General features: G+C 34.6%; 31 protein-coding genes. 27 read left to right on the top strand and 4 right to left on the bottom strand.

The window, feature by feature from the left end; translation table 11 throughout:
* Positions 1–12: 12 nt before the first annotated feature.
* The 3 genes from EKG35_RS10945 (at position 13) to EKG35_RS10935 (ending at position 3,491) form a co-directional block, all read left to right on the top strand.
* Positions 13–1,686, top strand: a complete 1,674-nt coding sequence (locus tag EKG35_RS10945; protein WP_126294488.1) for a formate--tetrahydrofolate ligase — start codon at positions 13–15, stop codon at positions 1,684–1,686.
* Positions 1,687–1,938: 252 nt separating this feature from the next.
* On the top strand, positions 1,939–3,039 hold the full coding sequence (locus EKG35_RS10940) for a DUF4362 domain-containing protein (RefSeq protein WP_126294487.1): 1,101 nt from the start codon (positions 1,939–1,941) through the stop codon (positions 3,037–3,039).
* 158 nt (positions 3,040–3,197) lie between these two features.
* Positions 3,198–3,491: a DUF3784 domain-containing protein gene (locus EKG35_RS10935; RefSeq protein ID WP_126294486.1), complete on the top strand. Its 294-nt coding sequence runs from the start codon at positions 3,198–3,200 to the stop codon at positions 3,489–3,491.
* A gap of 135 nt (positions 3,492–3,626) precedes the next feature.
* Here EKG35_RS10935 and EKG35_RS21610 read toward each other — a convergent pair whose 3' ends face one another.
* Positions 3,627–3,749 (bottom strand): DUF4825 domain-containing protein, encoded by a 123-nt coding sequence (locus tag EKG35_RS21610; protein WP_484177323.1) that lies wholly within the window; start codon positions 3,747–3,749, stop codon positions 3,627–3,629.
* 219 nt (positions 3,750–3,968) lie between these two features.
* Here EKG35_RS21610 and EKG35_RS20925 point away from each other — a divergent pair, with 219 nt between their 5' ends.
* The 12 genes from EKG35_RS20925 (at position 3,969) to rbsB (ending at position 13,643) form a co-directional block, all read left to right on the top strand.
* Positions 3,969–4,136 (top strand): hypothetical protein, encoded by a 168-nt coding sequence (locus EKG35_RS20925; RefSeq protein ID WP_185807724.1) that lies wholly within the window; start codon positions 3,969–3,971, stop codon positions 4,134–4,136.
* Positions 4,137–4,295: 159 nt separating this feature from the next.
* Complete coding sequence (locus EKG35_RS20920) at positions 4,296–4,499, top strand: hypothetical protein (RefSeq protein WP_126294484.1); 204 nt, start codon at positions 4,296–4,298, stop codon at positions 4,497–4,499.
* A gap of 192 nt (positions 4,500–4,691) precedes the next feature.
* A complete protein-coding gene (locus EKG35_RS10920) occupies positions 4,692–5,120 on the top strand; it encodes a hypothetical protein (RefSeq protein ID WP_185807723.1) in 429 nt (142 codons plus the stop codon).
* 34 nt (positions 5,121–5,154) lie between these two features.
* Positions 5,155–5,874, top strand: a complete 720-nt coding sequence (locus EKG35_RS10915; protein WP_126294482.1) for an MraY family glycosyltransferase — start codon at positions 5,155–5,157, stop codon at positions 5,872–5,874.
* A 72-nt stretch (positions 5,875–5,946) separates the two neighbouring features.
* Positions 5,947–6,318, top strand: a complete 372-nt coding sequence (locus EKG35_RS10910) for a DUF192 domain-containing protein (protein WP_221766329.1) — start codon at positions 5,947–5,949, stop codon at positions 6,316–6,318.
* A gap of 129 nt (positions 6,319–6,447) precedes the next feature.
* A complete protein-coding gene (locus EKG35_RS10905; protein WP_126294480.1) occupies positions 6,448–6,924 on the top strand; it encodes a YjdJ family protein in 477 nt (158 codons plus the stop codon).
* Positions 6,925–7,981: 1,057 nt separating this feature from the next.
* The gene (locus EKG35_RS10900; RefSeq protein WP_126294479.1) at positions 7,982–8,965 is read left to right on the top strand and encodes a LacI family DNA-binding transcriptional regulator; all 984 of its coding nucleotides are present in this window, start codon (positions 7,982–7,984) and stop codon (positions 8,963–8,965) included.
* Entirely contained in the window at positions 8,965–9,843 is an 879-nt protein-coding gene (gene rbsK / locus EKG35_RS10895) for a ribokinase (RefSeq protein WP_126294478.1), read from the top strand. Before EKG35_RS10900 ends, rbsK begins: the two co-directional genes overlap by 1 nt.
* Complete coding sequence (gene rbsD / locus EKG35_RS10890) at positions 9,840–10,229, top strand: D-ribose pyranase (protein WP_126294477.1); 390 nt, start codon at positions 9,840–9,842, stop codon at positions 10,227–10,229. Before rbsK ends, rbsD begins: the two co-directional genes overlap by 4 nt.
* 56 nt (positions 10,230–10,285) lie before the next feature.
* Positions 10,286–11,779 (top strand): sugar ABC transporter ATP-binding protein, encoded by a 1,494-nt coding sequence (locus EKG35_RS10885; RefSeq protein WP_126294476.1) that lies wholly within the window; start codon positions 10,286–10,288, stop codon positions 11,777–11,779.
* Between the two features lie 10 nt (positions 11,780–11,789).
* Complete coding sequence (gene rbsC, locus EKG35_RS10880) at positions 11,790–12,707, top strand: ribose ABC transporter permease (protein WP_281274610.1); 918 nt, start codon at positions 11,790–11,792, stop codon at positions 12,705–12,707.
* Between the two features lie 12 nt (positions 12,708–12,719).
* Complete coding sequence (gene rbsB, locus EKG35_RS10875; protein ID WP_126294474.1) at positions 12,720–13,643, top strand: ribose ABC transporter substrate-binding protein RbsB; 924 nt, start codon at positions 12,720–12,722, stop codon at positions 13,641–13,643.
* 45 nt (positions 13,644–13,688) lie between these two features.
* On the opposite strand, the gene EKG35_RS10870 is transcribed toward rbsB, so the two are convergent.
* Positions 13,689–14,132: a DoxX family protein gene (locus tag EKG35_RS10870; protein WP_281274607.1), complete on the bottom strand. Its 444-nt coding sequence runs from the start codon at positions 14,130–14,132 to the stop codon at positions 13,689–13,691.
* A 134-nt stretch (positions 14,133–14,266) separates the two neighbouring features.
* Between EKG35_RS10870 and EKG35_RS10865 the strand changes: the two genes are divergently transcribed.
* The 7 genes from EKG35_RS10865 to EKG35_RS20915 all read left to right on the top strand — a co-directional run bounded on the left by EKG35_RS10865 (position 14,267) and on the right by EKG35_RS20915 (position 18,854).
* Positions 14,267–14,890: an HD domain-containing protein gene (locus EKG35_RS10865; RefSeq protein WP_126294473.1), complete on the top strand. Its 624-nt coding sequence runs from the start codon at positions 14,267–14,269 to the stop codon at positions 14,888–14,890.
* Positions 14,891–15,066: 176 nt separating this feature from the next.
* Positions 15,067–15,690 carry a TetR/AcrR family transcriptional regulator gene (locus EKG35_RS10860; protein WP_185807722.1) on the top strand — a complete coding sequence of 208 codons (624 nt, stop codon included), beginning with the start codon at positions 15,067–15,069 and terminating at the stop codon, positions 15,688–15,690.
* Positions 15,691–15,708: 18 nt separating this feature from the next.
* Positions 15,709–16,530 (top strand): ABC transporter substrate-binding protein, encoded by an 822-nt coding sequence (locus EKG35_RS10855; protein ID WP_126294471.1) that lies wholly within the window; start codon positions 15,709–15,711, stop codon positions 16,528–16,530.
* Between the two features lie 17 nt (positions 16,531–16,547).
* Entirely contained in the window at positions 16,548–17,189 is a 642-nt protein-coding gene (locus EKG35_RS10850; RefSeq protein ID WP_126294470.1) for an amino acid ABC transporter permease, read from the top strand.
* A 16-nt stretch (positions 17,190–17,205) separates the two neighbouring features.
* On the top strand, positions 17,206–17,952 hold the full coding sequence (locus EKG35_RS10845; protein ID WP_126294469.1) for an amino acid ABC transporter ATP-binding protein: 747 nt from the start codon (positions 17,206–17,208) through the stop codon (positions 17,950–17,952).
* A 57-nt stretch (positions 17,953–18,009) separates the two neighbouring features.
* On the top strand, positions 18,010–18,438 hold the full coding sequence (locus EKG35_RS10840; protein WP_126294513.1) for an OsmC family protein: 429 nt from the start codon (positions 18,010–18,012) through the stop codon (positions 18,436–18,438).
* 242 nt (positions 18,439–18,680) lie between these two features.
* Positions 18,681–18,854 carry a hypothetical protein gene (locus EKG35_RS20915; RefSeq protein ID WP_185807721.1) on the top strand — a complete coding sequence of 58 codons (174 nt, stop codon included), beginning with the start codon at positions 18,681–18,683 and terminating at the stop codon, positions 18,852–18,854.
* Positions 18,855–18,887: 33 nt separating this feature from the next.
* Here EKG35_RS20915 and fabF read toward each other — a convergent pair whose 3' ends face one another.
* Positions 18,888–20,120, bottom strand: a complete 1,233-nt coding sequence (gene fabF / locus EKG35_RS10835) for a beta-ketoacyl-ACP synthase II (protein ID WP_126294468.1) — start codon at positions 20,118–20,120, stop codon at positions 18,888–18,890.
* Between the two features lie 123 nt (positions 20,121–20,243).
* Here fabF and EKG35_RS10830 point away from each other — a divergent pair, with 123 nt between their 5' ends.
* A complete protein-coding gene (locus EKG35_RS10830; protein WP_126294467.1) occupies positions 20,244–21,095 on the top strand; it encodes a helix-turn-helix transcriptional regulator in 852 nt (283 codons plus the stop codon).
* Positions 21,096–21,220: 125 nt separating this feature from the next.
* Positions 21,221–21,682, top strand: coding sequence for a GNAT family N-acetyltransferase (locus tag EKG35_RS10825; RefSeq protein WP_126294466.1), 462 nt, complete (start codon positions 21,221–21,223; stop codon positions 21,680–21,682).
* A gap of 130 nt (positions 21,683–21,812) precedes the next feature.
* On the opposite strand, the gene EKG35_RS10820 is transcribed toward EKG35_RS10825, so the two are convergent.
* The gene (locus tag EKG35_RS10820; RefSeq protein WP_126294465.1) at positions 21,813–22,865 is read right to left on the bottom strand and encodes an alkene reductase; all 1,053 of its coding nucleotides are present in this window, start codon (positions 22,863–22,865) and stop codon (positions 21,813–21,815) included.
* A gap of 156 nt (positions 22,866–23,021) precedes the next feature.
* Here EKG35_RS10820 and EKG35_RS10815 point away from each other — a divergent pair, with 156 nt between their 5' ends.
* The 3 genes from EKG35_RS10815 to EKG35_RS10805 all read left to right on the top strand — a co-directional run bounded on the left by EKG35_RS10815 (position 23,022) and on the right by EKG35_RS10805 (position 26,812).
* Complete coding sequence (locus tag EKG35_RS10815) at positions 23,022–23,459, top strand: Lrp/AsnC family transcriptional regulator (protein ID WP_126294464.1); 438 nt, start codon at positions 23,022–23,024, stop codon at positions 23,457–23,459.
* A gap of 343 nt (positions 23,460–23,802) precedes the next feature.
* Complete coding sequence (locus EKG35_RS10810) at positions 23,803–25,689, top strand: ABC-F family ATP-binding cassette domain-containing protein (protein ID WP_126294463.1); 1,887 nt, start codon at positions 23,803–23,805, stop codon at positions 25,687–25,689.
* A gap of 10 nt (positions 25,690–25,699) precedes the next feature.
* Positions 25,700–26,812, top strand: a complete 1,113-nt coding sequence (locus EKG35_RS10805; RefSeq protein ID WP_126294462.1) for a conserved virulence factor C family protein — start codon at positions 25,700–25,702, stop codon at positions 26,810–26,812.
* Positions 26,813–26,983 lie beyond the last annotated feature (171 nt).

The raw sequence follows: 26,983 nt of genomic DNA, 5'->3' as shown, positions 1-26,983 counted from the left end.
TAGGCTACAATAATGACTTTTACGAAACCACTGACTGATTTGGAAATAGCAACAAAAGCAAAATTAAAACCAATTACTGATATTGCAGATTCCGCTAAAATACCTTTTGAAGCATTAGAACAGTATGGAAAATATAAAGCGAAAATAGATGCAACTAAAATTATCGGAAAACCAACAGGAAAAGTAGTACTCGTTACAGCAACAAGTCCAACACCCGCTGGAGAAGGTAAATCAACTGTTACAGTGGGGCTTGCAGATGCTTTAAATCAACTTAAACAGAAAGTAATGGTTGCTTTACGTGAACCTTCCTTAGGCCCAGTAATGGGAATAAAAGGAGGGGCAACTGGTGGCGGCTATGCCCAGGTTGTACCGATGGAAGATATTAATTTACACTTCACTGGAGATCTTCATGCGATTACGACAGCTAATAATGCTCTAGCAGCTTTAATCGATAACCACATATATCAAGGAAATGAGCTGAAAGTTGACCCGAGACGAATTATTTGGAAGCGCGTGTTGGATATAAATGACCGAGCACTTCGTAAAGTGGTTTTAGGTCTAGGCGGACCTGTCCAGGGAGTACCTCGCGAAGATGGATTTGATATTACAGTGGCATCCGAAATTATGGCTGTATTTTGTTTAGCGACGAGCTTAGAAAATTTAAAAGAACGACTTGCAAATATTGTTATTGGATATACATATTCCAAGGAACCAGTATTTGTTCGAGATTTAGGAGTTGAGGGTGCTTTAACAGTACTTTTAAAAGATGCTTTTAAGCCAAATCTAGTTCAAACAATTGAAGGAACACCAGCACTTGTTCATGGCGGCCCTTTTGCAAATATTGCCCACGGCTGTAACTCGATAATAGCAACTCAAACTGCAAGAAAACTAGCAGATATTGTTGTAACAGAAGCTGGATTTGGTGCAGATTTAGGCGCTGAAAAATTTATGAATATAAAGGCTCGTCAAGGCAGCTTTGCTCCTAGTGCAGTTGTTGTTGTAACAACAATTCGTGCTCTTAAAATGCATGGAGGAGTAGAAAAATCAGCTTTATCAACTGAAAATGTGGTGGCGTTAAAAAAAGGAATTCCAAACTTAGAAAAACACCTCGATACCATCCGCAACTTTGGAATTGAGCCAATCGTTGCATTAAACCGTTTTATTACCGATACTGAACAAGAAATTGATGTAATTTTAAATTGGGCAAAAGATAATAATATTCGAATTGCAAGAACAAATGTATGGGAAGAAGGCGGCAAGGGCGGACTTGAATTAGCAAGACAAGTTTTAGAAGTACTAGAACAGCCTCAACAATTTACATCATTATATGAAGTATCAAATACGATTGAACAAAAAATTACTACAATTGTCCAAAAGGTGTATGGTGGAGAAGGAGTGCAATTTACGGAGCAGGCGAAAAAACAGATTGCTCAAATTAAGAAATTTGGTTGGGATGTGCTGCCAATTTGTATGGCAAAAACACAGTATTCACTATCTGATCAGCCGCATTTGCTAGGACGTCCAGAAGGATTCACTATTACTGTAAGAGAAATAATTCCAAAACTGGGGGCTGGCTTCCTTGTTTGTTTAACTGGAGAAATTATGACAATGCCTGGTCTTCCAAAAGAACCTGCTGCACTCGCAATGGATATAAATAAGAATGGGGAAACGATCGGGTTATTCTAAAAACTGAACAATTTTTTAAAGAGGATAGTATGCTCAGCATAACTCCTCTTTTTTTATATTTAAAATTAAAAGTCACAGGTTGAACTATTAATATTAGCAACTTTGGAATTTATGCAAATTCAAATTGTAAGGAAATGTATATAGATAACATGGGGATTTGTAACTTTATTCCATTCTTGTTCGTCTAGTTTATATGGGGAGTTGGAAATTGATAAAGCTTTTCTATTGGTAGAAACTGGAGGTATCAATCTAATGAAAAAAACATCCTGCATCATTTTTCTATCGTTATTAATTGTGGTGCTATCTGCTTGTCTTAATCAAGATGAGACAGTAGAAGGCAGCTCTGAAATTAATGTGAAGGGCTTAGAGAATGTTGATGTTCTAAATAGTCATGGAAGAATTAAAGGATTGGAAAATATGACTAATTTCTATGAAAATATGCAAAACGGAGTTCCTTCTGAATTGAGAATTGTTCACTATACAATTGAAGGGGACCCAATTGTAACAGATTTAAATTATAACGGAGAACTTCTTGAAGTAATAGATGATACAACACGAGATAAATATGGTAGTGGAGCTATTAGGCATAATAATTGTAGCAAGTTGATTGAGGAGGTTAATCCTATCAATACCACATATATAGCAGTTGACTGTGTTAACGATCCTTATGGGATGCAGGAAATTTTGCAGATAAACTACAACTTGAGCCAACAAGATTTGTTTGAATTTGAGTTGAAATATGGATTAAATTTGGAGAACGAAATAAATACATTAACAAACATAATGAAAAAAGTTAGCGTTGAAAATGGAACACAAATAAATCATGACTATAATATAGCAATGGATGTAAAGCAAGAAATGTATAAAAGATTAGTTTTTGCAAACTACTTAGAAGAAAAAGATTTAACTCAGACATGTGATACTAAGGATACAACCAATTATTTTTTAAGAGTACACATAAATGGTGGTCAACGTGAATATCAATGGGATGCTTGTGATCACAGTAAGGATGGGGTGAAGTTTACTAAAATTGCAAACTACATCATTGAACAATCTGCTGAGGAACAAGCTGAACAACCAAAAGTCACCGTACAAGGCTATGTATTAGAAAAGAAGGGCAAAGAACTGTTAATTGGAGAAGGACTTACGATGCTTGACTACCAATGGATTAAAGAAGAATTACAACAGATGGATTTTGAAGATTATAGTTTTGATTTTACAATCTTAGTAGGGGAAAATACAATAGAATTCAATCCAGGTGATAAAATCCAAGCAACTATAGAAGGAACTATCAGTGATTCAAAACCAGGTAGAGCAAGAGTAAAGGAAATTAAGAAACTAGAATTGTACTAATTGTTTATATATAGGACTAGAGATATTAACTGAATTTTTCTTCTACTGCAGATGCATGAGAATTAAAATACAACACAGCATTTCCTATTAAATTATCAGGATAGTTAATGAAACCTTTAAGAAAAAGTGAACGTAAATAATAATAGGGAGGGCACAATATGTACTTTGATTTGAATGTTAGTTCTATAACGGTTGCTATTCTTTTTATATTTGTTGCTTATTATGTTGGAGTCAAGAAACAAACTTGGATTTTAAAAGGCTTTAATCAAGCAAGGATTAGGGATAAGGATAAGTTAGCAGAGATTGCAGGATTTTTCTTCTTGAATAGTGGGTTTTTCTTACTCTTAAATGGCATTATCCATATTCCGTACCAGGATTCGTTTACTCCTTCTATAATCCTTGCTTACGGTGCGTGTACAATTATTTATGTTCATAAGACATTGGTTGAATAAAAATAGTATTTTGAAAAATTGTATTTAAATAGACGGAGCTTTAAGTTTTTCATTTTTTATATATTCTTGAATAAATGTTGCTTTGTATTATTTTTATACTCTTTAGCTAACACCTCTGCTCTAAGTCTTTAAAATTCAGGATAACCCATATGGTTCTTCAATTGTTTTTAGTTCAAAACCTTGCAAATATTCACCATTTGGTAGTTTGTGCAAGGTTTTCATTTCACTATAATCCCCCACATATGAGCCTTTAAATATAAATATATCTTCAACTGTACTTTGTTTATTTGTTCTGCAGCCATTTAAAAAAGTAATAACAATGGAAGCAATGTATAATTAATTATTTCTCTCCTTTTTCCTCCTCCTCTGTTCTTATCGTGAAATTTACCAAATACAAAATAAGCAGTTTGGTTTAGGTAAAATTTGTATTTTATGGTAAAATTAAAATGTGGTAGGGAGTGATATCTTCTGAAAAAAATGAGCATCCTTTTTGCTTTCGTGATTTTATTATTTGGAGTATTTGGGTATCTACAAAATAAAAAAACGAATGCTGTAGTCAAGGAGGAAGACTTTGTTTATCGGCTTGTAACAGAAAAAGCCCAGTACAGTGACAATGAAACGGTAAAAATATATAACGGAACTTGAATATATAGGAGATAAAGAAGAGATTGAAATTTCTCATGCAAATTCCCCATTTTATTTTCCAATGGTTGAGACAACTCGAAATTACGAAATTGATTATCTTATGCCCAATCATTTATAACTACTAAACTCTTTAAAGGGGAACCAATCCGTCAAGAATATATGGGTAGTGGTGGGTATAGTTCACAGGATGAAAAAAAATACATAGAATTTATGAAACAAATTATGAACCAAGAATTTCCTAAGGGACATTATGTTGTAAATGGATTTACTGATTTTAATGTATTAGCCGATGGGGATTCTGAACAAGGGAAAAGGTATGAAATAAAAGCGAAAATTGAATTTAAGGTTAATGATAGTAAATAAAATATCTTTCACTAATAATGGCCACGCTTTTTGGCCTTTGAGTGCAAGTTACAAAGGAATAGATTGGAGTAATTATGAAATTTTTATTTGGTTTTTTTCTTTTATTACTGGGAAGTTTTTTTATGTCAATTACCATTGATGATTCAATAATCGGTAACAGTATCTTGAAGATAATGGGTTTTCTATGCATCTATGGTTTTGTTAAAATATACCAAGAGAAAAACAAAAATTTATACTGAACTAGTAGGGGTGAATAGCGGTAGAAGAAGTACAGCTATTCCTATGGGATTTAAAAGGAGCAATGAAGTGAAAAAAAATATAATTTTCCTAGTTACTTCAACTTTATTAATTATATTAGGCATTCTATTTTATATGAATGGAAGTAATAATGATGTTCTAGAAACTACAACAGAACAGATAAAAGTAATTAGTAAGCATAAATCTTCCGAAGAACACTGGATTATCCTTGCTAATGATAAAAAGGTTTTTATAGAAAATTTCAGTAACTGGTCATTAATCGAAGAGAATGAGAGCTATACAATAGTTTATGATTTAATGGAAGATACTGAAAAAAATTATTTAAGAACAATTGTCCCTGATGATTATAATGGCCAGTTTTAATTTATTTTATAAACCAATTTAGGGAGGGAAAGGTTTGTTATATGTAGCCTTACTTATAGGTATCGTTTTAATTGTATCTACAACTAAACTTACTGAAGCTTATAAACTTTCAAGCAATTGGGAGTTGCTTGGTCATATTGCTGCTGCACTTGTAATTATAATAGTCGGGAAACTAGAGGTAAGCTATATCAATCAAATTTATGGCGGCAATATTGAATTGGGGTATTTAACAATCCCAATTACTTTACTGTTTCTTGTCAGTTTTACAAATGTGATGAATATTAAAAAAGTGCAAAGTTCTACACTATTGCTGTTATCATGCATCTCTTTAATTTGCTTTTCACTGTCAGCTTACATTATTGATATTTCATTTGTAGAAATAATGGGAATTTGTGCTAGTTTAATCATTATATTAATTCTGATCTACGGCTACTTTTCAGGCAAAATGTTTGCAGGAAGAACTCTTACTAATTCAATCGGTTTCATCATCGCAGTGCTTTCAGTTTCCCTAATTAAAATGTCTATTGTAATGATCTATATTCCGATATTTACTTTAGCACTTCCATTAACTATATACAATTTCATTCAAAATAAAACAACGAGTGGACACTCACTTGCAAGTAGCTCCTTAATAGCTATATTATTCGGGTTATTAATTTTTATAGCTCCTTCCTATATACTATGGTATCTAATTGTTGGGTTCACAATTACTTTGATTATCATGCAATTCTCAAGCAAATATCGCTTTATTTAACTTGGTAATAAAATTCTTTGAAACATAGTCCGATCTTGTTTATAGCTATTTTTCTCGAAGGGAAGGGAAATGGTGAAAAAAAGAATAAGAATAATTGGTGGAGAAAAGGAAACCAAATTATTTGTTCAGGTTGCAAATACTAAAGAAAAAAGAGAAAAGGGCTTAATGTTTGTTGAATATTTACCTGAAAATGAAGGATTGTTATTTGTGTTTTCTGAAAAAATATATGGCGGTTTTTGGATGAAAAATACTTTAATTCCTTTATCTATTGCTTTTATTGATACAGATGGTAAAATTCTCAAAATACTAGATATGGAACTATGCAAAGTGGAAGAATGTCCTATTTACAATCCAGGAATTTTCTATCGTTATGCAATTGAGGTAAATTTCGGATGGTTTAGAAGGAAAGGAATCAAAGAAGGGGATTATGTAATCTTTGATTAATTTATCGGATTGTATATGTCCATATTTTTTCTTATAGAGGAAAGGATAGGGCAATAAATTAGTATGTACTAATAATGGTATGATAGATAATTTACTTGAAATAAGTATGTATGATTGCGAGGATGAAAATTGTTTAAATATATATTACAACTCTCCTTAGGAATGTTTATTTTAATGGTATCAACATTTGTCGCTTGGTATGAGGGAAGCGCCATTACTTATAATTCAATAGAATGGGAATATTCAACACCATTCACTCATTTTTTTAATCATAATATAACAAGTGGGCAGGACATAAGCCAACTGGATTATTTTGTTTATTCGGCTAAATTCCAACCAATGTTCCCAGCCATTATGATAGTAAGCGTTATATATATGGTAAGTGTAATCGGATTTTATCTTTTAAGTCATATAACTAAGTTCTCTATAAGTTATTGGGGATTGATATGTTCTTTGTTAATATTATTTTCAGTATTTTTATCCAATTCTGTAACAATTGGTGGAAAGGTTATTTTCTGGATTACTTGTGTAAGTGCTTTATTTTGTTTGATAGTTGTGGGAGTACATATATATAAAATTAAGTGTCCACAGATTAATATAAATTAAATAACTTTCAGAACTAATTTGGTTCGTGAAAATTTTCAAATGAAGGGTTGCTAAGGCATCCCTTTTTATTCTATATCCAATGGAAAGGGTAATATTCAATATAGCAAGTAAAGATAAATTTAAAGGGGAGGGGTAAAATGAAAAAATTAGTATTTATTGGTTTATCGAGTGTTATTTTATTTTTGATTATAACTTATTTTAAAGAGGATTTTCACGAAAACAAAGGATTTTCACAAGACTTGCCTAAATAAGGGGGATTATCAATTATAATTATTTTTCCTAGTGATTCATTCTTAGAAAAACCTAAGTTCCTATCAAATCATTATGAGAAAGAGATTTTTAAGATTATTTTGATGGATATTGAAATGGTAGACAAGACGTACCCAGAATTAAATATTAAAAGTGCTCCGTATTTTATATTTTTAGATTCGGAAGGAATAGTATTTGAAACAGAGGATATGAAAAAGCTGAAATTTTTTATAAAAAAATGTAGAAAAAGCTGAAATTTTTTATAAAAAAATGTAAAGGATAAAGATCTTTAACGTTTTTTTAAGATGATCTTAGCTTTAATCTTGCTTCTGTACACAATCTTTTTCGTTTTTCATGGATGGAGGTCCAATTGATTGTAAACTCGGTCCTGCCACACCATTGAAATTAAACCTCCTCATAAATTCCTTGTTTCTCCATGTAAAGTAGGCATAAAAACATCTTGTAAGGTAGAATTGTTTTAAAAAATTTATAAAAAAGTTCTGTTAAAAAAGCTAAAAACATAGACTTTATAAGGGTTCTCATAGTTTGCTTGAGAGCATTAAAAAATATTTTTATAAAAAATGAAATTTTAGTATAGCCTAAACTCTATAAATGTGACATACTATAATATGTTTTGAGGTATTAATATTAATTACAGTTATTTTATCCTTATATGTGGAACCGATTACACAATATATGTCACACCATTCTTTGATAATGTGGAACCGATTACACATTGTGGTATTATATGTAACCGGTACCATATTTGAAAAATCTCTATGATTCTAATAAAGAGTGTGATAGATAAATGGCAAATATAAGTGATGTAGCAAAGAAAGCAAATGTTTCAGTTGCAACGGTTTCTAGATACTTAAATGAAAGCGGATACGTTGGAAAGAAATCGCGTGCAGCAATAGAATGTGCTATTAAAGAATTAAATTATACCCCGAGTGAGGTTGCTAGATCTTTATCTACTAAACAGTCGGACCTTATTGGGTTAATTATTCCAGATATTAAAAATCCATTCTTTCCGGAGCTGGCTAGAGCGGTGGAAGATACGGCTTTTAAATACGGTTATACAGTTATACTATGCAATTCAGATGAAAATGTAGAGAAGGAACAGCATTACCTGCAAACTCTTTCTAAAAAATACGTGGCTGGAATTATTTTAACTTCGATAATTGACAGCGACAAACATAATAACGAATTTAATATTCCGATGGTAGCGCTAGACCGCCCGCTAGACTTGGATATTCCAACTGTCACAACCGACAATCAAAAAGGATCAAAGCTTGGAACGGACTATTTAATACAAAGTGGTGCAACGTCAATTCTTTGTTTAACCGGGCCAACTACATTGTCCTCAACAAAGCTTAGACTGGATGGTTTTTTACAGGCAATAGAAGGTAGGCAGATCGAAACACATATTATTGAAAGTCCATATGATTTTGAAGCTGCACAACAAATCGTTTTTGAATATATACAAGGTCATCCAGACATAAATGGCATTTTTGCATTTAGTGATGCCTCTGCAATTGGCGCATTAAAAGCGGCACATCGATTAGGTAAGAAGATTCCTGAACAACTACAAATTGTAGGATTTGATGGAACGCAAATGGGAGAAGTTGTAACTCCAAGCTTAACTACAGTAGCCCAAAATATTTATAAATTAGGGGAAGCTGCAACGGAAATGTTAATACAACAAATTGAAGGAAAAACCATATTAAATGTGTCCAAATGTATAGATCCGCAATTATACATTCGTGAGACAACTCGAAAGGAGTCAACATAATGATTACAGTCATCGGTAGTATCAATATGGATATTGCAATTCAAACAGATATTTTTCCTAAACAAGGAGAAACCGTATTAGGAAATTTATTTACAACGATTCCTGGTGGGAAAGGGGCAAATCAAGCTGTTGCAGTTGCAAGATTAGGAAGTCAAGTTCAAATGGTCGGTGCAGTTGGGAAAGATAGCTTTGGTGATGAACTAAAGTCAAATTTAGAAAATGAAAACATTGTCGTAGATAGTGTTGTAAGAACTAGCAACTCTACTGGAATTGCGAATATTTTACTGCATGATCAAGATAACCGTATTATCGTTGTACCTGGTGCCAATTTTGATGTTACGAAAGATTTAATTGATGAAAATATGGAATTAATCAAAAAAAGTAGTCTGATTATGCTGCAGCTAGAAATTCCAGTAGAAACTATTGAATATGTATTAGAAATTTGCCAGCAATTTGAAATACCTGTGTTACTTAATCCAGCACCAGCTGCAAACTTTAAACGTGAGTGGATTGAAAAGGTAACTTTCTTAACGCCAAATGAAACAGAATGTCTAGTAATGTTTGGAGCAGATTACGAAACGGTATTAAAACAATATCCAAATAAAATTATTGTGACTTTGGGCGGCGACGGTGCTGCTTACCATAATGGATCCGAAATCGTGCGAATCGCAGGCTACAAAACAACTGCCATTGATACAACAGGTGCAGGTGATACATTTAATGGAGCTTTTGCACATGCCATTACTTCAGGTAGTTCAATTGATGAAGCAGTTTATTTTGCAAATATCGCTGCATCCCTTTCAGTTGAAAAATTTGGCGCACAGGGTGGTATGCCGACGCTACAGGAAGTGAATGCACGTTTGGAGGAACAAAAATGAAAAAGCACGGGATATTAAACAGAGAATTAGCAGGACATTTTGCTAAATTAGGTCATACTGATCAAATTGTTATAGCAGATTGTGGGTTACCAATACCAAATAATGTCCCATGTATTGATTTAGCATATCGATTAGGGGAACCGCCGTTTACTACGATTTTAGACGTAGTTTTAGAAGACTTAGTTGTAGAAGCTGCCATTGTTGCAGAAGAAGTAAAAACAAATAATGAGCAAGTTGGAAATGAACTTTCAATGAAATGTCCAAACATCTCATACGTATCTCATGAGGAGTTTAAGGCTCTTACGAAAAATACAAGATTAATTATTCGAACAGGTGAAACAACACCATATGCAAATGTTATCTTACAATGCGGCGTTATTTTTTAATTAAAACTTATAAGAATGGCTTTTCTAATATAACCATAAAAAAGTAGGTGATTCATATGATCGAAATGAAAGGTATTTCAAAATCATTTAGTGGCAATGTCGTGTTAGATAATGTGCAATTTAATTTAGCAGATGGTGAAATCCATGCTCTTATGGGTGAAAACGGCGCTGGGAAATCGACAATGATGAAAATTTTAAGCGGTATTTATACAAAAGACGCTGGGGAAGTCGTAGTTGATGGAGAGGTTGTTCATTTTAAATCACCTAAAGATGCTGAGAAATATGGAATTATCGTTATTCATCAAGAGTTAAATATTTTGCCAGATTTGACTGTTGCACAGAATTTATTTTTAGGTAAAGAACTGACTTACGGCAAAACTGGAATCTTAAAAACTCGCCAAATGGAAAAAGAAGCACACGAACTTCTTTTAAGATTAGGGTTAGATGTCAACCCAAGAATGCGAACTGGTGATTTATCTGTAGGGAAACAACAAATTATTGAAATCGCGAAAGCAATTGCAAGTGATGCAAAATATATCGTTATGGATGAACCGACTGCTGCATTAACAGATCGAGAAATTGAAACTTTATTTAAAACGATTCGCGAATTAAAGGCAAAAGGAATTTCGTTTGTCTATATCTCACACCGTATGGAAGAAATTTTTGCAATTTGTGATCGTATTACAATCTTGCGAGATGGCGGGTATGTTGGTGTACGAAATATTCCTGAAACAAATTTTGATGAAATTGTAGCAATGATGGTAGGACGGGAGCTTGGGGAACGTTTCCCAGAACGAAATTGCCAAATTGGTGAAACAAAGCTGGAAGTCCGAAACTTAACTGTAAATGGACTATTTAAGGATATTTCTTTTTCATTGAAAAAAGGAGAGGTATTGGCTGTTGCTGGTTTAATGGGTGCCGGTCGTACAGAAGTTGCACAAACCATTTTTGGTTATCGAAAAGCTAGCAGCGGTGAGATTTTCATTGACGGGAAAAAGGCAACGATTAAATCACCAATTGATGCGATGAACCATCGTATCGGCTTTGTTACGGAGGACCGTAAAACACAAGGGTTGGTTTTAGATTTTTCTATAAAAGAGAATATCGCTTTAGCTAATCTTAAAAAATGCTCATCATCTGGTGTTCTTAATAAAGAAAAAGAAACTTCAATGGTGATGAAATATATCGAAGATCTTAAAATCCGCACTTCAAGTCCTGAACAGAGTGCTAAATCTTTAAGTGGTGGGAACCAGCAAAAAGTCGTAATTGGGAAATGGCTAGGTACTGATCCTGAAATCTTAATATTAGATGAACCAACTCGTGGTGTAGATATCGGCGCGAAAAAAGAAATCTATCATATTATCAATCAGCTAGCAGAAGCAGGTGTTGCAATTTTAATGATTTCATCTGAGTTGCCAGAAGTCATTGGCATCGCTGATCGTGTAATCGTTATGCAAGAAGGAAAGCTAACTGGTGAAGTCAATAAAGAGCAAATGACACAAGAAGTCATTATGCATTATGCAACAGGAGGAGAGCAACTTGTCTATTAAATCAAAAGAAATGTTATCAAAGCTAGGACCGTTATTCGGGTTACTTTTGCTAATTATTATTGTTTCAGTATTAAACCCTAGCTTCCTATCAATTGCCAATATATTTAATGTACTTCGACAGGTTTCAATTAGTGCAATTATTGCGTTCGGTATGACATTTGTTATTTTAACAGGTGGAATTGACTTGTCAGTTGGGTCAACTTTAGCCTTAACAGGTGCTATTGCTGCAAGTTTACTAGCAGGCGGATTGGATCCATTTCTAACAATGGGAATCGCTTTAATTTTAGGTTTAATTTTAGGTGCTATTAACGGGGTCGTTATTACTAAAGGAAAGGTTGCACCATTCATCGCAACACTTGCAACAATGACAATTTACCGTGGTTTAACTTTAGTATTTACAGAAGGTCGCCCAATTTCGGGTTTAGGTGATCATTATTCATTTCAATTATTCGGGAAAGGATACTTTTTAGGATTCCCAGTTCCTGTTGTAACGATGGTTATTGCATTTTTCATACTATACTTTATTTTACAAAAAACAACATTTGGACGTCGCGTCTATGCTGTTGGTGGAAATGAGGAAGCTGCAAAATTATCTGGAATTAACACAGATCGAGTAAAAATAGCGGTTTATGCAATTACTGGATTTTTAGCAGCATTATCTGCGCTTATTTTAACTTCACGCTTAAATTCAGCTCAGCCAACTGCAGGGGAATCTTATGAATTAGATGCAATTGCAGCAGTTGTACTAGGTGGTACAAGCTTAAACGGTGGTAAAGGCTGGATTTTTGGAACACTGATCGGTGCGTTAATTATCGGTGTATTAAATAACGGAATGAACTTGATTGGTGTGTCGTCATTCTGGCAGCAAGTAGTAAAAGGTATCGTAATTTTGTTAGCAGTTTTAATGGATCGTAAAAAATCAGCGTAAGGAGTACTTTATATGAAAAAGCTCACTTTATTGTTAGTAGTAGCATTAATGACAATCATCCTTTGTGCATGTTCAATGGAATCTCCTTTCTTAAAAAATGCAGAAGAAGGAGCAACGGGTGAAAAAACATCATTTAAAATCGGCTTCTCTATCTCAACTTTAAACAATCCGTTTTTTGTTACTTTAAGTGAAGGTGCAGAAGCAAATGCAAAAGAACTAGGCTCAGAAATTTCGATTGTTGATGCACAAGACGATGCATCTAAACAAGCTTCTGACGTTGAAGATTTAATTCAACAAGGTGTTGATATTATTTTAATTAATCCTGTAGACTCTGCAGCAATTGGCTCTGCAGTTGAATCAGCAAATGCAGCGGGAATTCCTGTTATTACAGTTGACCGTTCAGCTGAAAGTGGAGAGGTAGTTTCACATATTGCATCAGATAACGTAGCAGGTGGAGTATTGGCAGGGGAGTATTTACTTGAATTAGCAGGTGAAGGAGCAAAAGTTGCCATGCTAGAAGGAACTGCAGGTTCTTCTGCTGCACGTGATCGCGGTGAAGGATTCCTAACTGCAGTCGAAGGAAAAGTTGATATCGTATCTAGCCTAACTGCTAATTTTGACCGCAGCGAAGGCTTAACTGTTATGGAAAATATGCTGCAGGCAAACCCGGAAATTCAAGCAGTCTTTGCACAAAATGACGAGATGGCATTAGGTGCCCTTGAAGCAATCGAAGCAGCCAATAAAGATATTATCGTTATTGGCTTTGATGCAACAGATGATGCGCTAGCTAAAATCGAAGAAGGTAAAATGGCAGCTTCAGTTGCACAAAAGCCCGAGGAAATTGGGAAAGCAGCAATTAAAACTGCAGTTGATTACTTAAATGGTAAAACAGTTGAAGAATTCGTTCCAGTAGATTTAGAGTTAGTTAAACAATAAGTAACAAATAGCAGGTAGAACAATATCGCTCTGCCTGCTATTTTTTTAATAGCTCCTTTTAAATTCAACTTTGGATTTCTTTTTAGTATCTCTAACAAAAAGTTTATCTAATGCAAGTAAGCGACTGCCCCCAAATAGCAAGTAGCAGGACATTGCTAGTAATGCGACATCGTATTCATATCCATTTAAAAAACCAGCATCAAATTTAACAAATACAATCGCTCCGGTCATTATAATAATTAGTAAAGCGGATACAAAACGGACTGAAAAGCCGATAATTAAAAAGAATCCGCCTATTAATTCAACTCCTGCTACACCAAAAGAAACATAGTCAGCATATGGAATATTGTAGCTTTCGAATCTTTTTATCGTTTCAGCTATCCCCTCCTGAAACTTTGCCAATCCGTGAATTAAAAATATACTTCCAAGGACAATGCGAATAATTAGCGCCCCAAATTCGTTTTTATACAGTTTATAATCTCCTCTCAAAATAAGTTTTTATATTATCTTATTGTGGCTAGTCCAGATATAATACACTTCTAGAAAATAAGTTTATCTGAAAGAAAAGTTTTATTTCATGTCTTAATCCTTTCATTTATAATTTCAATAGGAGATGATGAAGTATGATTACACAAATAAAAGATTCTGTTAAAGAGATTTATGAAAATTATGATGCAAGCCATGATTTTCAACATATCGAACGTGTATTACAAAATGCAGAAGCAATACTTGAAACGGAGCCAACAGCAGATAAAGAAGTAGTTCGCCTTGCTGCATTATTACATGATGTAAGTGATAAAAAGTATACAGATAATAAAGATAATGAAAATCGTTTAATTGATTCATTAAATATATCTGAAGAAAAAAAGGATCATATTCGTGAAATAATTTCGAGTGTTTCATTTAATGGTGGGAATCAACTTCCTGCTAAAACGATTGAAGCTAAAATTGTGAGAGATGCAGATAGATTAGATGCAATTGGTGCTATTGGAATTGCTCGAACGTTTGCATTTGGTGGGGCGAAGGGACGCAAGCTTTATGATAATCATGAGGAAGTACGGGTAAAAATGACAGAAGAAGAATACCGTTCAAAAAGTACAGCCTCAGTTACACATTTCTACGAAAAGCTTTTGCTTTTAAAGGAATTAATGACCACAGAAAAAGGAAAGCAAATGGCTGAAGAAAGACATGCATTTATGGAAAACTTTTTAAGCCAATTAAAGAATGAGATTGAAGGAAGAGCCTAAAATAACAAATACATTAGAAGTCATTTTGATTTTTTCAAGATGACTTTTTTTAATTTGTTTTTTTAAAATTCTAAGGCTATATAAATTTCCAAAAAAATTAAGTAAAAACATTTGACTAATCTCAAGTTAATTTGTAGGATTTAATTAACTGACGAGTCAGTTAGGAGGTGTGAATGATGCAAGATCGAGTGCGAAGACAAGATAGGAAGCGGCAATTATTACAGATTGCATTAGAACTATTTGCAACAAAAGGCTTTGAGAATACGAAAATTTCTGACATAGTTGCAAAAGCTGAAGTATCGCAAGGAACTTTTTATTGGCATTTTGAAAGTAAAGAGGCGATTTGCTTAGAGATGCTCGAGGCTGGACGTGTTCAAATATTAGAGGCAATCCAAATTGGATATCGTACAACAAAAGTAGATGTGCAAGATTCAGTTGTTTCCTCAATGAGTATTTTTGAACATATATTTAAATTTGCAGAAGAAAATCCGTTTTTAATGCAAATTATTTTAAAGGGGATTCATTCACAGCCTACATTACAAACAAAAGTTGATGCAATTAAAACGGATATGGAAGCTGCTTTTGCTAATAATATAAAACAAGCAAAAGAATTACATATGACGAATGAACGCATCAATCCAGAGATGCAGGCTGTTTTTGTAATGAGTCTTCTTGAAGGGGTTTTATCGCGATGGCTATTTAAATCTTCTTCATCAAGCCAAGTATTGCAGCATCATTCACTACAAGAAATCATTGAAGAGACCGTAAAATTTGAATTTTTCGGCATTTTCGGTGTCTAAAACAGGAGGGAAAACAGCATGAAAAAAGCAAAATGGCTACTATCACTTGCAGCAGTATCTTCATTACTTTTAGCCGCATGTGGAGCTAATACAACAAAAGAAGCAGATAAAGACGAAGCAAACGCTCTTGAGCAAATCCAAGAGGAAGGTAAAATCACTGTAGGAATTATGGGTACATATGCTCCATATAACTACCTAAATGAAAATAAAGAGTACGATGGATTTGATGTGGATATTGCAAAAGAATTGGCTGAACGCCTTGGTGTGGAAGCTGAATTTGTTGCACAAGATTTTTCTGGGCTTATCCCTGGTTTGCAAAAAGACAAATTCGATATTTTAGTAAGTCAAGTTACGATTACAGAAGAACGTCAAAAACAAATTGATTTTACAGAACCATACATTACAAACCAAGTGAAAGTGATTGTTAAAGAATCAAATACAGATATTCAAACAAAAGAAGACTTTAAAGGGAAAAAAATTGGTGTTGGACTAGGTACAAATGATGAAACGTATTTACGTACGGAATTAATGCCTGAAGTTGGAGATTTTACAATTAATACGTACGACGATGTTATTACAACATTAAAAGATTTAGATTCAGGTCGTATTGATGCAACAATTAATAATGTATATGCTTTAAAACCTGTTGTTGAACAAAATGGTTATGCAATTAAAGCGGTTGGTGAACCAATAAAATCAGATAAGGCAGCAGTTGCAGTGAAAAAAGGAAATACAGAACTTGTTGAGGCATTAAATAAAGCTTTAGAAGAAATGAAGCAAGACGGTACGTACGAAGAAATCTTTATGAAATGGTTTGAAGAAGCGCCTCCAGCAGAATAAGGAAGCAGGTAACTACAATGAATCTGGTTATTGAAAATCTCCCTTTTTTATTAAAAGGGGCATACTATACTTTAAATATCACATTGGTTTCGATGTTTTTTGGTTTAATTATTGGCTTAATTACCGCGATTGCTCGAATTAAGGGCAATCGCGTTCTGCGTATGGTTGCAAGAGTATACGTTTCAATCATCCGTGGAACACCGCCGCTTGTTCAAATAGTAATTGTCTACTATGGTTTGGTGGATTTTGGTATTGAGTTGGGAGCACTTACGGCTGCCTACATTGCACTAAGTATTAATATTGGAGCATATGTTTCAGAAGCTTTCCGCGGTGCTATTGAGTCAGTACCAAAAGGTCAAACGGAAGCAGCAATTGCAACAGGGATGACTGAACGCCAGGCTATGCGCCGTATCGTCATTCCACAGGCAATACGTTATGCAATTCCTCCATTAGGAAATACATTCGTTGGTATGCTAAAAGAAACATCGCTTGTTTCTGCTATTACAGTGACAGAACTAATGCGTTCTGCCCAATTATTAGTATCCCAGTATTATGTGTATATGCCATTTTATTTAGCAATTGCTGTAATGTACTGGATAATGAGTACGTTCTTTACATTTATATTGCATAAAATTGAAAAACGATTGTCTGTTTACTAAAGGGGGGGCGTATTGCGTGATTGAGATTAGTCATCTACAAAAGAACTTTGGAGATAACGAAGTACTAAAAAACATTTCATTAACGATTCCTTCACAACAAGTCGTAGCTGTTATCGGTCCTAGTGGTTCTGGAAAGAGTACCTTCCTGCGCTGTATTAATGGTTTAGAAGCTATAACCGGCGGCACCGTCAATGTGAATGGGCATGTTATCGATCCACAAGCACAAAGAAAAGAATTACAAAAAGAAGTACACGCCATTCGGCAAGAAACGGGTATGGTATTCCAGCAATTTAATTTGTACCCACATAAAACGGTTGTAGAGAATGTAATGGAAGCACTTCTAATCGTTAAAAAAATGAAGAAGGATGAGGCATATAAAATTGCATCGGACTTGCTTTCAAAAGTTGGTCTTGCCGAAAAAAAAGAATCATATCCTTCACAACTATCCGGTGGTCAACAACAACGTGTAGCGATCGCACGAGCATTGGCAATGGAACCAAAATTAATGTTATTCGACGAACCGACATCGGCTCTAGATCCAGAGCTGGTAGGTGAAGTATTGAAAGTAATGAAAGACTTAGCAGAAGAGGGGATGACAATGGTCATCGTCACACATGAAATGAAATTTGCAAAAGAAGTAGCTGATAGAATTATTTTTATGGCGGATGGTGTCATTGTGGAAGATGCTAACCCGGTTGAATTTTTTGAGCATCCTCAAACAGAAAGAGCACAAAAATTTTTACAACAAGTATCAGAATTTTAACTTAGTTATTTAAATATTTTTCAAGCGGTTAACTGATTATGAAAGGAAATGAGCAAAATGCAAATTAAAGCGAAATGGCAAGGTGGACGTGCCTTTACAGCAGTTGGACCGACTGGATATCCAATGACGATGGATGCGACAGCTAATTATGGTGGGGAAGGAAAGTCTGCAACACCGACAGAAATGCTGCTAGCCTCATTAGCAGGCTGTATTGGAATTGATGTTACAATGATTTTAAAACCACATTTAGATGACATCGAAAATATTGAAATAACAGTAGACGGTGAACGTCGAGAGGAATTGCCGACAGCCTTTACTGCTGCTACACTTACATTTGTAGTTGATGGCAACATCACACCAAAAAAAGTATGGCGGGCAATTCATTTAGGTGAAGAAAAGTATTGCGCCGTGTCCGCATCACTTAAAGCAGAAATAACATACAAACTAATCTTGAATGGCGAAGAAGTACCTGCTGAGCAAGTATAATGAAAAATGATTGAAGGAGTTGTAATATTATCTCTTTCAATCATTTTTTTAATGTATTACCAATTGAAATTCCAAATAGTGTAAATTATAATTGAGATAATAATTCACAATAACAATGTACAAACCACTTAGCTCTAGCTGATTGTAATGTAGCCTTATTATATTTCCAATACATAAAGAAATAGACTGTTATTGAAGGAGAGATTTGAAATCGATTATAATTCGGTACCTATAAAGAAATTATGGCATTTAAATCAAAGTTAGTGAAGTTTCCGTTGACATGGATAACAGAGGCTGAAGAGGACTATATGAAAAGGTTTATCATAGGTGCAGCGTTAATATGGTTAATTTTATTAGCCTTGTGGTTTTTAACTTCAATGTCAGCTAATGACGAAGTGAAAACTAACCGTTTTTAAAAAAACGGTTAGTTTAATGAGAAATTTCATTCACTAGTATTTCTTTAAAACAATAGCTGAATTATGACCTCCGAAACCAAATGAGTTTGATAGACCATTTCTTATTTTCATTTTGCGGGCAACAAATGGTACATAATCTAAATCACATAATGGATCAGGATTTTCTAAATTTATTGTTGGAGGAATTACATCTTCGTTCAAACTCATTGCTAAAGCAATTGCTTCAACTCCTCCAGCTGCCCCTAACATATGACCAATCATAGACTTATTAGCTGTTACTGGAATCTGATAAGCACGCTTTCCAAACAACTGCTTAATAGCCATCGTTTCAGAGATGTCGCCCACTTTTGTACTAGTTGCATGGGCACTAATTACATCAATTTCTTCGGGCGATATATTTGCACTTTTTAAAGCTGATTTCATTGCAAGATAGGCACCTTTACCTTCCGGATGTGTAGCTACCATATGGTGTGCGTCTGAACTTGCACCATATCCAATGACTTCTGCATAAATCTTTGCATCTCTATGTAAAGCATGAGATAAAGATTCTAAGATTAGAATTCCAGCTCCTTCTGACATAACAAATCCATCTCGATTTTCATCAAAGGGTCGACTTGCTTTAGTGGGTTCATCATTTCTTATTGAAAGTGCTGTAGCATTACCAAAGCTTGCTATTGATAAGTCTGTTATAGCTGCCTCTGTTCCACCCGCAAACATAACATCAGCTTCTCCAGAACGAATTAATCTAAAAGCTTCTCCAATAGCAGTATTTCCAATTGCACAAGCAGAAACAGGCGACATAGAAGGGCCCATAGCATTCCATTTAATACTAATTTGTGCAGCAGCAGCATTCGAAATCATAGTAGGCACTAAAGTTGGACTGACTCTTCTTGGCCCCTTCTGCCTAAGCAAATCAATATTTTCAATCAAGGTTTCAATTCCTCCTATACCTGAACCTACATACACTCCTAACTTTTCTGCATCTATACTATCAAGGTCTAATTTAGAATCTGTCCAAGCTTGTTCAGCTGCAGCTAAAGCAAATTGGGAAAAACGATCTAAACGTCTTACTTCTTTCGTTTCTAAAATCTCAACAGCATCAAAATCCTGGACGATACCAGCAATTTTTGCCTTATGATTACTAACATCAAATGTATCAATAGTAGATATACCAGACTTCCCATTGATCAGATTGTTCCAAAATGTTTGGATATTGTTGCCTATAGGGGAAACTACTCCCATACCCGTAATAACTACTCTTTCCATTTCCATCCCTCCAAATCAATTTATATACTTGTATTTTACAGACCTCTTATCCTATTACAAGGGATTGTTTATCCTGGTATAATTACTACTAGGTTAAATTGAAATTTATGAGGAGTTTTTTAGATGAATGATAAAACTAGGCTGGAAGCTTTGTCGACATTCTTAAAAGCGAAGCGTGCCCAAATTAAGCCAGAGTCCATTGGATTACCTGCAGGAACCCGAAGAAGGACACCAGGGCTGCGAAGAGAAGAGGTAGCACAATTAGCAGGTGTAAGTACTACTTGGTATACATGGCTTGAACAAGGAAGAGATATAAAAGTTTCTTCAAGCGTACTTGATTGTATTTCTACAGCCTTGCAATTAAATAATGATGAAAAAGATTACTTATATGATTTAGCGTTAGAACCGAAATCGGAAATTACAAATACAAAAAAGGATCAAATAGAGCTTAGTCCTTCTTTAAAACGAATATTAGTTGAATTAACATACTGTCCAACGATTATTACGGATCGACATTGCCATATTGTGGGCTGGAATCATGCAGCTGCTCATGTTTTTTTAGATTTTGATCAAGTACCATATAGTCAAAGAAATTTGATTCGATTAGTGTTTGCTAGAAAGGAATTAAAAACATTAGCTGTTAATTGGGAACATTTTGCAAAAGGATTTCTTGCTATTTTTCGAACCTATTATGGTCACTATTTAGGCGATGAATGGTACAACCAATTTATTAAAGAAATGAGTCAATCACATTCAGAATTTCAGCAATTATGGCAAGAAAGTCAGGTGAGTAAGGCTCCGGAGATGGTAATTGAATTTAGACATGCTAAAGCCGGCAAAATGTTGTTTAATTTAACATCGCTTCAAGTACAAGGTGATCTGGATTTACGGTGCAGCATTTATACACCAGTAGAGGAAACAGATACAGAACATAAATTAAAGCGATTAATGAAGAGGGTTTCAGTTGATAATTAATAAGTTAATTTCATTACACACTAGCTATTGAAAGCAATAAGTGAATGTTATGAAGTCTCATAAAAACATTATAATTTTTTTATGGTATAAAGTCGGATAGCATAACAGTAAGAGGGGGAATTTTAGTGGAGAGAGAAATAAAGTTTAGAACAGCTACTGAAAAAGATTTAGAGAGTATTGTTGCAATGCTTGCAGATGATTTTTTAGGAAGTAAGCGTGAGCGTTATGAGCATCCACTTCCTACTAGTTACATAAAAGCATTCGAGGCGATTACATCTGATCCAAACAATGAGTTAGTAGTAGCTTGTATAGGCAATGAAGTAATCGGCGTACAACAAATTACTTTTACACCTTATATAACACATCAAGGTGGATGGAGAGCTACTATTGAAGGAGTAAGAACATCCGCTTCTGTAAGAGGACAAGGTGTAGGTACCGAACTTATTAAATGGGCAATTCAACATGCTAAAGAACGTGGTTGTCATTTAATACAATTAACAACTGATAAACAAAGGCCAGACGCGTTAAGGTTTTATGAACGCATAGGTTTTAAAGCAACACATGAAGGTTTAAAGCTGAAACTTTAAATTAAACTATCAGAAGTCGTTAACTAAGATGAACTGCACTCCAAATGTTAGATAAGAGTCCAATATTTGGAGTGCCTTTTATGACAAGAGTTACTATTGATAAAAAGTCCAACTTATTGTTTAAGTTCTCCTAATATAAGTATTTTAAATCAATTGCTGCTTGATAGGATTTTAAAGGACGTCCTTCTTTTATTTTATGAACGAAATCTGGATTAGCTATTAGAGAACGTCCAAAGGCAGCTAGGTCAATTGTACCCTCCTTAATTGCCTTTGAAGCAATCTCTGGATTTAAATTACCTACTCCGATAATAATACCATCCCAATATTTTCTAACTAGTTGATGAAAAGTCATGTCATTAGATACTTTTTCAGTAAAATGATTTGTCGAGGGATGGATAATTTGTATTCCTACTTCATTAAACACTTGTATAAATGCCTTTATATTCTCTTCAGGATTAGCCCATCTATAACCTGGGATATCATCTTTAATTTCAGAAAATCTAATAATAGTTTTATCTTTGCCAACTTCCTTAATAACAGCCTTTAATACTTCCTTGATAAAGGATAAGCGATTCAACAAATCCCCCCCGTACTCATCTGTTCGTTTATTAGTAATTTCAGAATTAAATTGATCAATTAAGTAACCGTGAGCCCCATGTATTTCAACTCCATCAAATCCAGCCTTCATGGCGTTTCTAGCTGCAGAAATATATTCTTTAATAACTTCCTTTATATCCTCCAAAGACATTTCTTCAGGAGTGTCATACGGCTTCCGCAATCGATGGACAAGACCATCTGCCTTGATAGGTGAGGGTGCTTGTGGCGGGAATCCTCCAGTTAGTTCTCGATGTGTCAACCTTCCTACATGCCAAAGTTGTGCAACAATTTTTCCTCCTTCTTCATGAATAGCTTCAGTTACTTTCCGCCATGAATCTACTTGGCTATTTGTATATAGCCCTGGCACACCGAAAGTGCCTTTGCCTCTAGGAGAAGGAATAATGCCTTCTGTAATAATAAGACCAATACCATCTTTGGCTCTTCTCCGATAGTAGTTGACAATATCTTCACCAACAGTGCCTGTATTGTTGTTAGCAAAACTTCGTGTCATAGGAGCCATCACAATTTTTGTTTTCAAGTGCCAGTTGCCGATCTGAGTTGGATTTAATAATTCATTTTTTCCCAAGAGTCCTAACTCCTTTATAAAAGTATTAACTTCTTGGATAATTTTATATAATTAAAAGAAGGAGTTATATAGAAAAATCCAGTTTATATGGTGTTATTAGTTTGAAATTTATTTTATTTTGAGTATTTTACTTAGAAAATAAAGGTGGAGTAGATAATGGATGAATTGGATAAAGATATTCTTTTGATTTTACAGGAGAAAGGTCGAATTTCCATGACGGATCTTGGAAAAGAGGTATCACTCTCTCAGCCAGCGGTTACGGAGCGAGTGCGAAGAATGGAGGAAAAGGGAATTATTGACCACTATCGGGCTATTGTAAGAGCAGAAAAAATAAACAGACCGATATCAGCCTTTCTGTTATTCCATACGAAAAGCTGTGAAAACTTTGTAGATTTCTGCAATCAGTCAAATGATGTAGTTGAATTACATAGAATTAGTGGCCAATATAACTTTTTAGTAAAAGTAGTTAGTGAAACACTTCACTCCCTTGAAGTTGCTATTAACGAAATGGGTACCTACGGGGATTCAACTACATTAATAGTACTATCATCACCAATAGAGAATAATAAGTTAGTTCCTATAATAAAGAACTAAATCATAATAAATATTGATTGTAAAGGTATGGGAGGTAAACTAAAGTTCATATTATACAAACAAGGAAAGCTTAGATAGGTAAAAGGGAGCTATGAATATAAATTAGTGATATCATTTATGAAGCAGTTTGAAAAAAAGTGGTAGAGACTTAAACAGATTTCTCTACCACTTTTTTATTAAGAGGGGCAATTTTTCTTAAAGCAGTTGCTTTGCTATAATTAAATTAGAAAATCTATTATAATTAAATCAATAAAACTTGCATTGTTATTGTTGTAGATGTTTAGTTGAATTCTTTACAAAACTAACATTGAATGACAACAAAATAAAGAAAAGAAGGAATTTCATGAGTCATTTAATTGTATCAAATTTAACAAAGACAGTTGGCGATAAAACGCTTTTTGAAAATATCGAATTTACTATATATGATGGGGAACGCGCAGGCTTAATCGGCATCAATGGTACTGGGAAATCGACGCTTTTATCAATTTTAGCAGGGGTACAGGATGCGGATTCCATTGAGCTTGACCATCCAAACAAGTATCGTATTGCTTATTTACCACAGGAGCCAACGTTTAATGATGGAGAAACTGTGTTACAAGCTGTATTCTCAGGTGATTCTCCAATACTTCAACTAAATAGACAATATGAAGATACGGTTTCGGCACTATCAAAAAATCCACAATCTGAAGAACTTCAAAATAAATTATTCCGTTTGCAGCAGCAAATGGATACGGAAAAAGCTTGGGATGTCAATGCACTTGCAAAGCAAGCATTAACAAAACTGGGCATCGATATGTACGATCAATATGTAACGAAGTTGTCAGGTGGCCAACAAAAACGTGTAGCATTGGCAAAGGTTTTAATTGAACCAGCCGACCTTTATTTGCTAGACGAGCCTACTAACCATCTTGATGTCCAGTCAACAGAATGGCTTCAGGAAATGGTGTTGCGTCTTAAAGGTGCCGTGATTTTCATCACCCACGATCGTTATTTCTTAGATGAAATATCAACACATATTTATGAGCTTGCAAATCAAACACTGTATCGTCATACGGGAAATTACGCAGATTATTTAGAGGCACGTGCAATTCGTGAAGAAATGAATGCTGCGACTCAAGAAAAGCTACGCAACCGTTATCGTTCAGAATTAAAATGGATTCGCCGTGGTGCAAAAGCTCGGACAACGAAACAAAAAGCAAGAATTCAACGTTTCGAAGAGCTCGATTCGAAAATAGATCGTAATTCGAATGATGCGAATTTAGAATTGGCGTTAGCCACAACTCGACTAGGTAAAAAGGTAATTGAGGGCGAACATCTGTCAAAATCCTTTGGTGATCGTGTAATTTTAAAAGACTTTAACTTTTTAATGCAGCAAGGTGATAGAATTGGAATCATTGGTGCAAATGGCTATGGCAAATCTACCTTGCTTAATATGCTTGCAGGCGAGCTGGAACCGGATGCTGGTGAAGTGATTGTAGGTTCTACAGTAAGAATTGCACATTTTAAACAAGTATTGCCTGCTATGAATGAAAACGAACGTATGATTGAATATATTCGTGAAGCTTCCAACGATATTACAGATGCTGAAGGGGTACGTTACTCTGCCGCCCAAATGCTTGAACGTTTTTTATTCCCGCTGCATACCCATGGAACTCCAATTGGAAAACTTTCTGGTGGAGAACGTAAAAGACTTCATTTATTAAAATTGCTTATGGAACAGCCAAATGTACTTCTATTAGATGAGCCAACGAACGATTTAGATATTGAAACATTAGGAGTTTTGGAAGACTTTATCGAACATTTCCCTGGTGTTGTCATTACAATTTCCCACGATCGTTTCTTCCTTGATCGTATCGCGAAAAAACTGTGGATACTAGATGGAAAGGGAAATGTAGAAGAAAGCTTAGATATATACAGTGACTATTTAGAAAAACAAGCAGCAGTACAAAAGGAAATAACTAAGGAAATAAAGATTGAAAAGCCAAAACCTCCAAAACCAAAAAGTGACAAGAAAAAGCTATCGTTTAAAGAACAGAAAGAGTGGGAGACTATTTCTGATACAATTGCGAAAGTCGAAGAAGAAATTATGCTGACAGAAGAAGAAATCTCTACGGTTGGCTCTGATTATACGAAGCTTCAAAATTTAACAGAAAAATTAGATGAACTAAATAAAGAATATGAAAGATTAATTGAAAGATGGTCATATTTAGATGAGATTGTAAATGGATAGGAGAGATAATATGAAAATCGTCACAATCGAACCAACACCAAGCCCCAATTCAATGAAGGTTGTCGTTGATGAGGAGCTGCCATTTGGCAAAAGCTTTAATTATACAAAAGAAAACGCATCAGAAGCACCAGAAGTCATCCAATCAATATTAAATATTGAAGGTGTAAAAGGTGTTTATCATGTTGCTGACTTTTTGGCAATTGAACGAAATGCAAAATTTAATTGGGAAACCATTTTAGCAAGTGTTCGAATTGCATTAGGTGAAAAAGGTGAAAAAGCAGAGCAAGAAGCACAGAGCATCGATCATTATGGAGAAGTATTTGTTCATGTCCAAATGTTCAGAGGCGTTCCACTTCAAATTAAAGTATTTGATTCCTCGTCAGAGCACCGAATTGCAACAGGGGATCGTTTTGTACAAGCATTCCAATCCATAGAAGTTGATAAAATGGATGACAATTATATTTTAGAACGCAAATGGGTAGATTTTGGTGTTCGCTATGGTGAAAAGGAAGACATAGCTAAAAATGTTTTAGAAGAAATTCATGCTACCTATTCAGAGGAGCGTTTAGCAGACATTATTAAAGCTGCAAATTCAAAAAATACAGTGACAGTGGAACGTGAAAAGGTAACGTTAGATCAATTTACTGCTGCAGAGGATTGGCAAAAACGTTATCAATTGCTTGATCAAATTCCAGATCCAGAAGTGGAAGATCTACCTTTACTTGAAAAAGCATTAGAAGATGATCAAATGTCAATAAGACGGTTAGCAACGGTATACTTAGGCATGATTGAGGATGTTGCTGTTGTACCTTATTTAAGCCGAGCTTTAAAAGACAAAAGTGCTGCAGTTCGCCGGACAGCAGGGGATTGTATGAGTGATTTAGGTTTTGTGGAATTTGAACCTGCTATGATTGAAGCATTAAAAGATAAAAATAAACTAGTTCGTTGGCGCGCGGCAATGTACTTATATGAAACAGGTACAGAAGCTTGTTTAGAGGCATTGCATGAAGCGGAAAATGATCCAGAATTCGAAGTGAAACTACAAGTAAAAATGGCCATCGCCCGAATTGAGCAGGGAGAAGAAGCAAAAGGCTCTGTATGGAAGCAAATGACTGAAAGATAGTTCTGCTAGGTACAGCAATTAAGAAAAAATATAAAAAAAGAAGTTGTCCGGAAAGTGAACTGCTCCCCGTCAAGTAGACAGTATAAATAATAAAAAGATTTTAAGCGGCTTGAGCTCGGAATTCTAAAGGGCTTAAGCCGTTTAATTTTTTTGTGTAACGATAATGATTAT

This window comes from Lysinibacillus telephonicus (assembly GCF_003966145.1).
Taxonomy (GTDB): Bacteria; Bacillota; Bacilli; order Bacillales_A; family Planococcaceae; genus Ureibacillus; species Ureibacillus telephonicus.
Note: the sequence above shows the minus strand (reverse complement) of the source record. Positions and strands in the feature narration are given on the sequence as shown.

What these genes read in the sequence shown, in the direction of transcription:
- EKG35_RS10945 (WP_126294488.1), top strand. Translation starts at nt 13, where the DNA reads ATGACTTTTACGAAACCACTGACTGATTTGGAAATAGCAACAAAAGCA.
- EKG35_RS10940 (WP_126294487.1), top strand. Translation starts at nt 1,939, where the DNA reads ATGAAAAAAACATCCTGCATCATTTTTCTATCGTTATTAATTGTGGTG.
- EKG35_RS10935 (WP_126294486.1), top strand. Translation starts at nt 3,198, where the DNA reads ATGTACTTTGATTTGAATGTTAGTTCTATAACGGTTGCTATTCTTTTT.
- EKG35_RS20925 (WP_185807724.1), top strand. Translation starts at nt 3,969, where the DNA reads ATGAGCATCCTTTTTGCTTTCGTGATTTTATTATTTGGAGTATTTGGG.
- EKG35_RS20920 (WP_126294484.1), top strand. Translation starts at nt 4,296, where the DNA reads ATGGGTAGTGGTGGGTATAGTTCACAGGATGAAAAAAAATACATAGAA.
- EKG35_RS10920 (WP_185807723.1), top strand. Translation starts at nt 4,692, where the DNA reads ATGGTTTTGTTAAAATATACCAAGAGAAAAACAAAAATTTATACTGAA.
- EKG35_RS10900 (WP_126294479.1), top strand. Translation starts at nt 7,982, where the DNA reads ATGGCAAATATAAGTGATGTAGCAAAGAAAGCAAATGTTTCAGTTGCA.
- rbsK (WP_126294478.1), top strand. Translation starts at nt 8,965, where the DNA reads ATGATTACAGTCATCGGTAGTATCAATATGGATATTGCAATTCAAACA.
- rbsD (WP_126294477.1), top strand. Translation starts at nt 9,840, where the DNA reads ATGAAAAAGCACGGGATATTAAACAGAGAATTAGCAGGACATTTTGCT.
- EKG35_RS10885 (WP_126294476.1), top strand. Translation starts at nt 10,286, where the DNA reads ATGATCGAAATGAAAGGTATTTCAAAATCATTTAGTGGCAATGTCGTG.
- rbsC (WP_281274610.1), top strand. Translation starts at nt 11,790, where the DNA reads ATGTTATCAAAGCTAGGACCGTTATTCGGGTTACTTTTGCTAATTATT.
- rbsB (WP_126294474.1), top strand. Translation starts at nt 12,720, where the DNA reads ATGAAAAAGCTCACTTTATTGTTAGTAGTAGCATTAATGACAATCATC.
- EKG35_RS10865 (WP_126294473.1), top strand. Translation starts at nt 14,267, where the DNA reads ATGATTACACAAATAAAAGATTCTGTTAAAGAGATTTATGAAAATTAT.
- EKG35_RS10860 (WP_185807722.1), top strand. Translation starts at nt 15,067, where the DNA reads ATGCAAGATCGAGTGCGAAGACAAGATAGGAAGCGGCAATTATTACAG.
- EKG35_RS10855 (WP_126294471.1), top strand. Translation starts at nt 15,709, where the DNA reads ATGAAAAAAGCAAAATGGCTACTATCACTTGCAGCAGTATCTTCATTA.
- EKG35_RS10850 (WP_126294470.1), top strand. Translation starts at nt 16,548, where the DNA reads ATGAATCTGGTTATTGAAAATCTCCCTTTTTTATTAAAAGGGGCATAC.
- EKG35_RS10840 (WP_126294513.1), top strand. Translation starts at nt 18,010, where the DNA reads ATGCAAATTAAAGCGAAATGGCAAGGTGGACGTGCCTTTACAGCAGTT.
- EKG35_RS20915 (WP_185807721.1), top strand. Translation starts at nt 18,681, where the DNA reads ATGGCATTTAAATCAAAGTTAGTGAAGTTTCCGTTGACATGGATAACA.
- fabF (WP_126294468.1), bottom strand. Translation starts at nt 20,120, where the DNA reads ATGGAAAGAGTAGTTATTACGGGTATGGGAGTAGTTTCCCCTATAGGC.
- EKG35_RS10830 (WP_126294467.1), top strand. Translation starts at nt 20,244, where the DNA reads ATGAATGATAAAACTAGGCTGGAAGCTTTGTCGACATTCTTAAAAGCG.
- EKG35_RS10815 (WP_126294464.1), top strand. Translation starts at nt 23,022, where the DNA reads ATGGATGAATTGGATAAAGATATTCTTTTGATTTTACAGGAGAAAGGT.
- EKG35_RS10810 (WP_126294463.1), top strand. Translation starts at nt 23,803, where the DNA reads ATGAGTCATTTAATTGTATCAAATTTAACAAAGACAGTTGGCGATAAA.
- EKG35_RS10805 (WP_126294462.1), top strand. Translation starts at nt 25,700, where the DNA reads ATGAAAATCGTCACAATCGAACCAACACCAAGCCCCAATTCAATGAAG.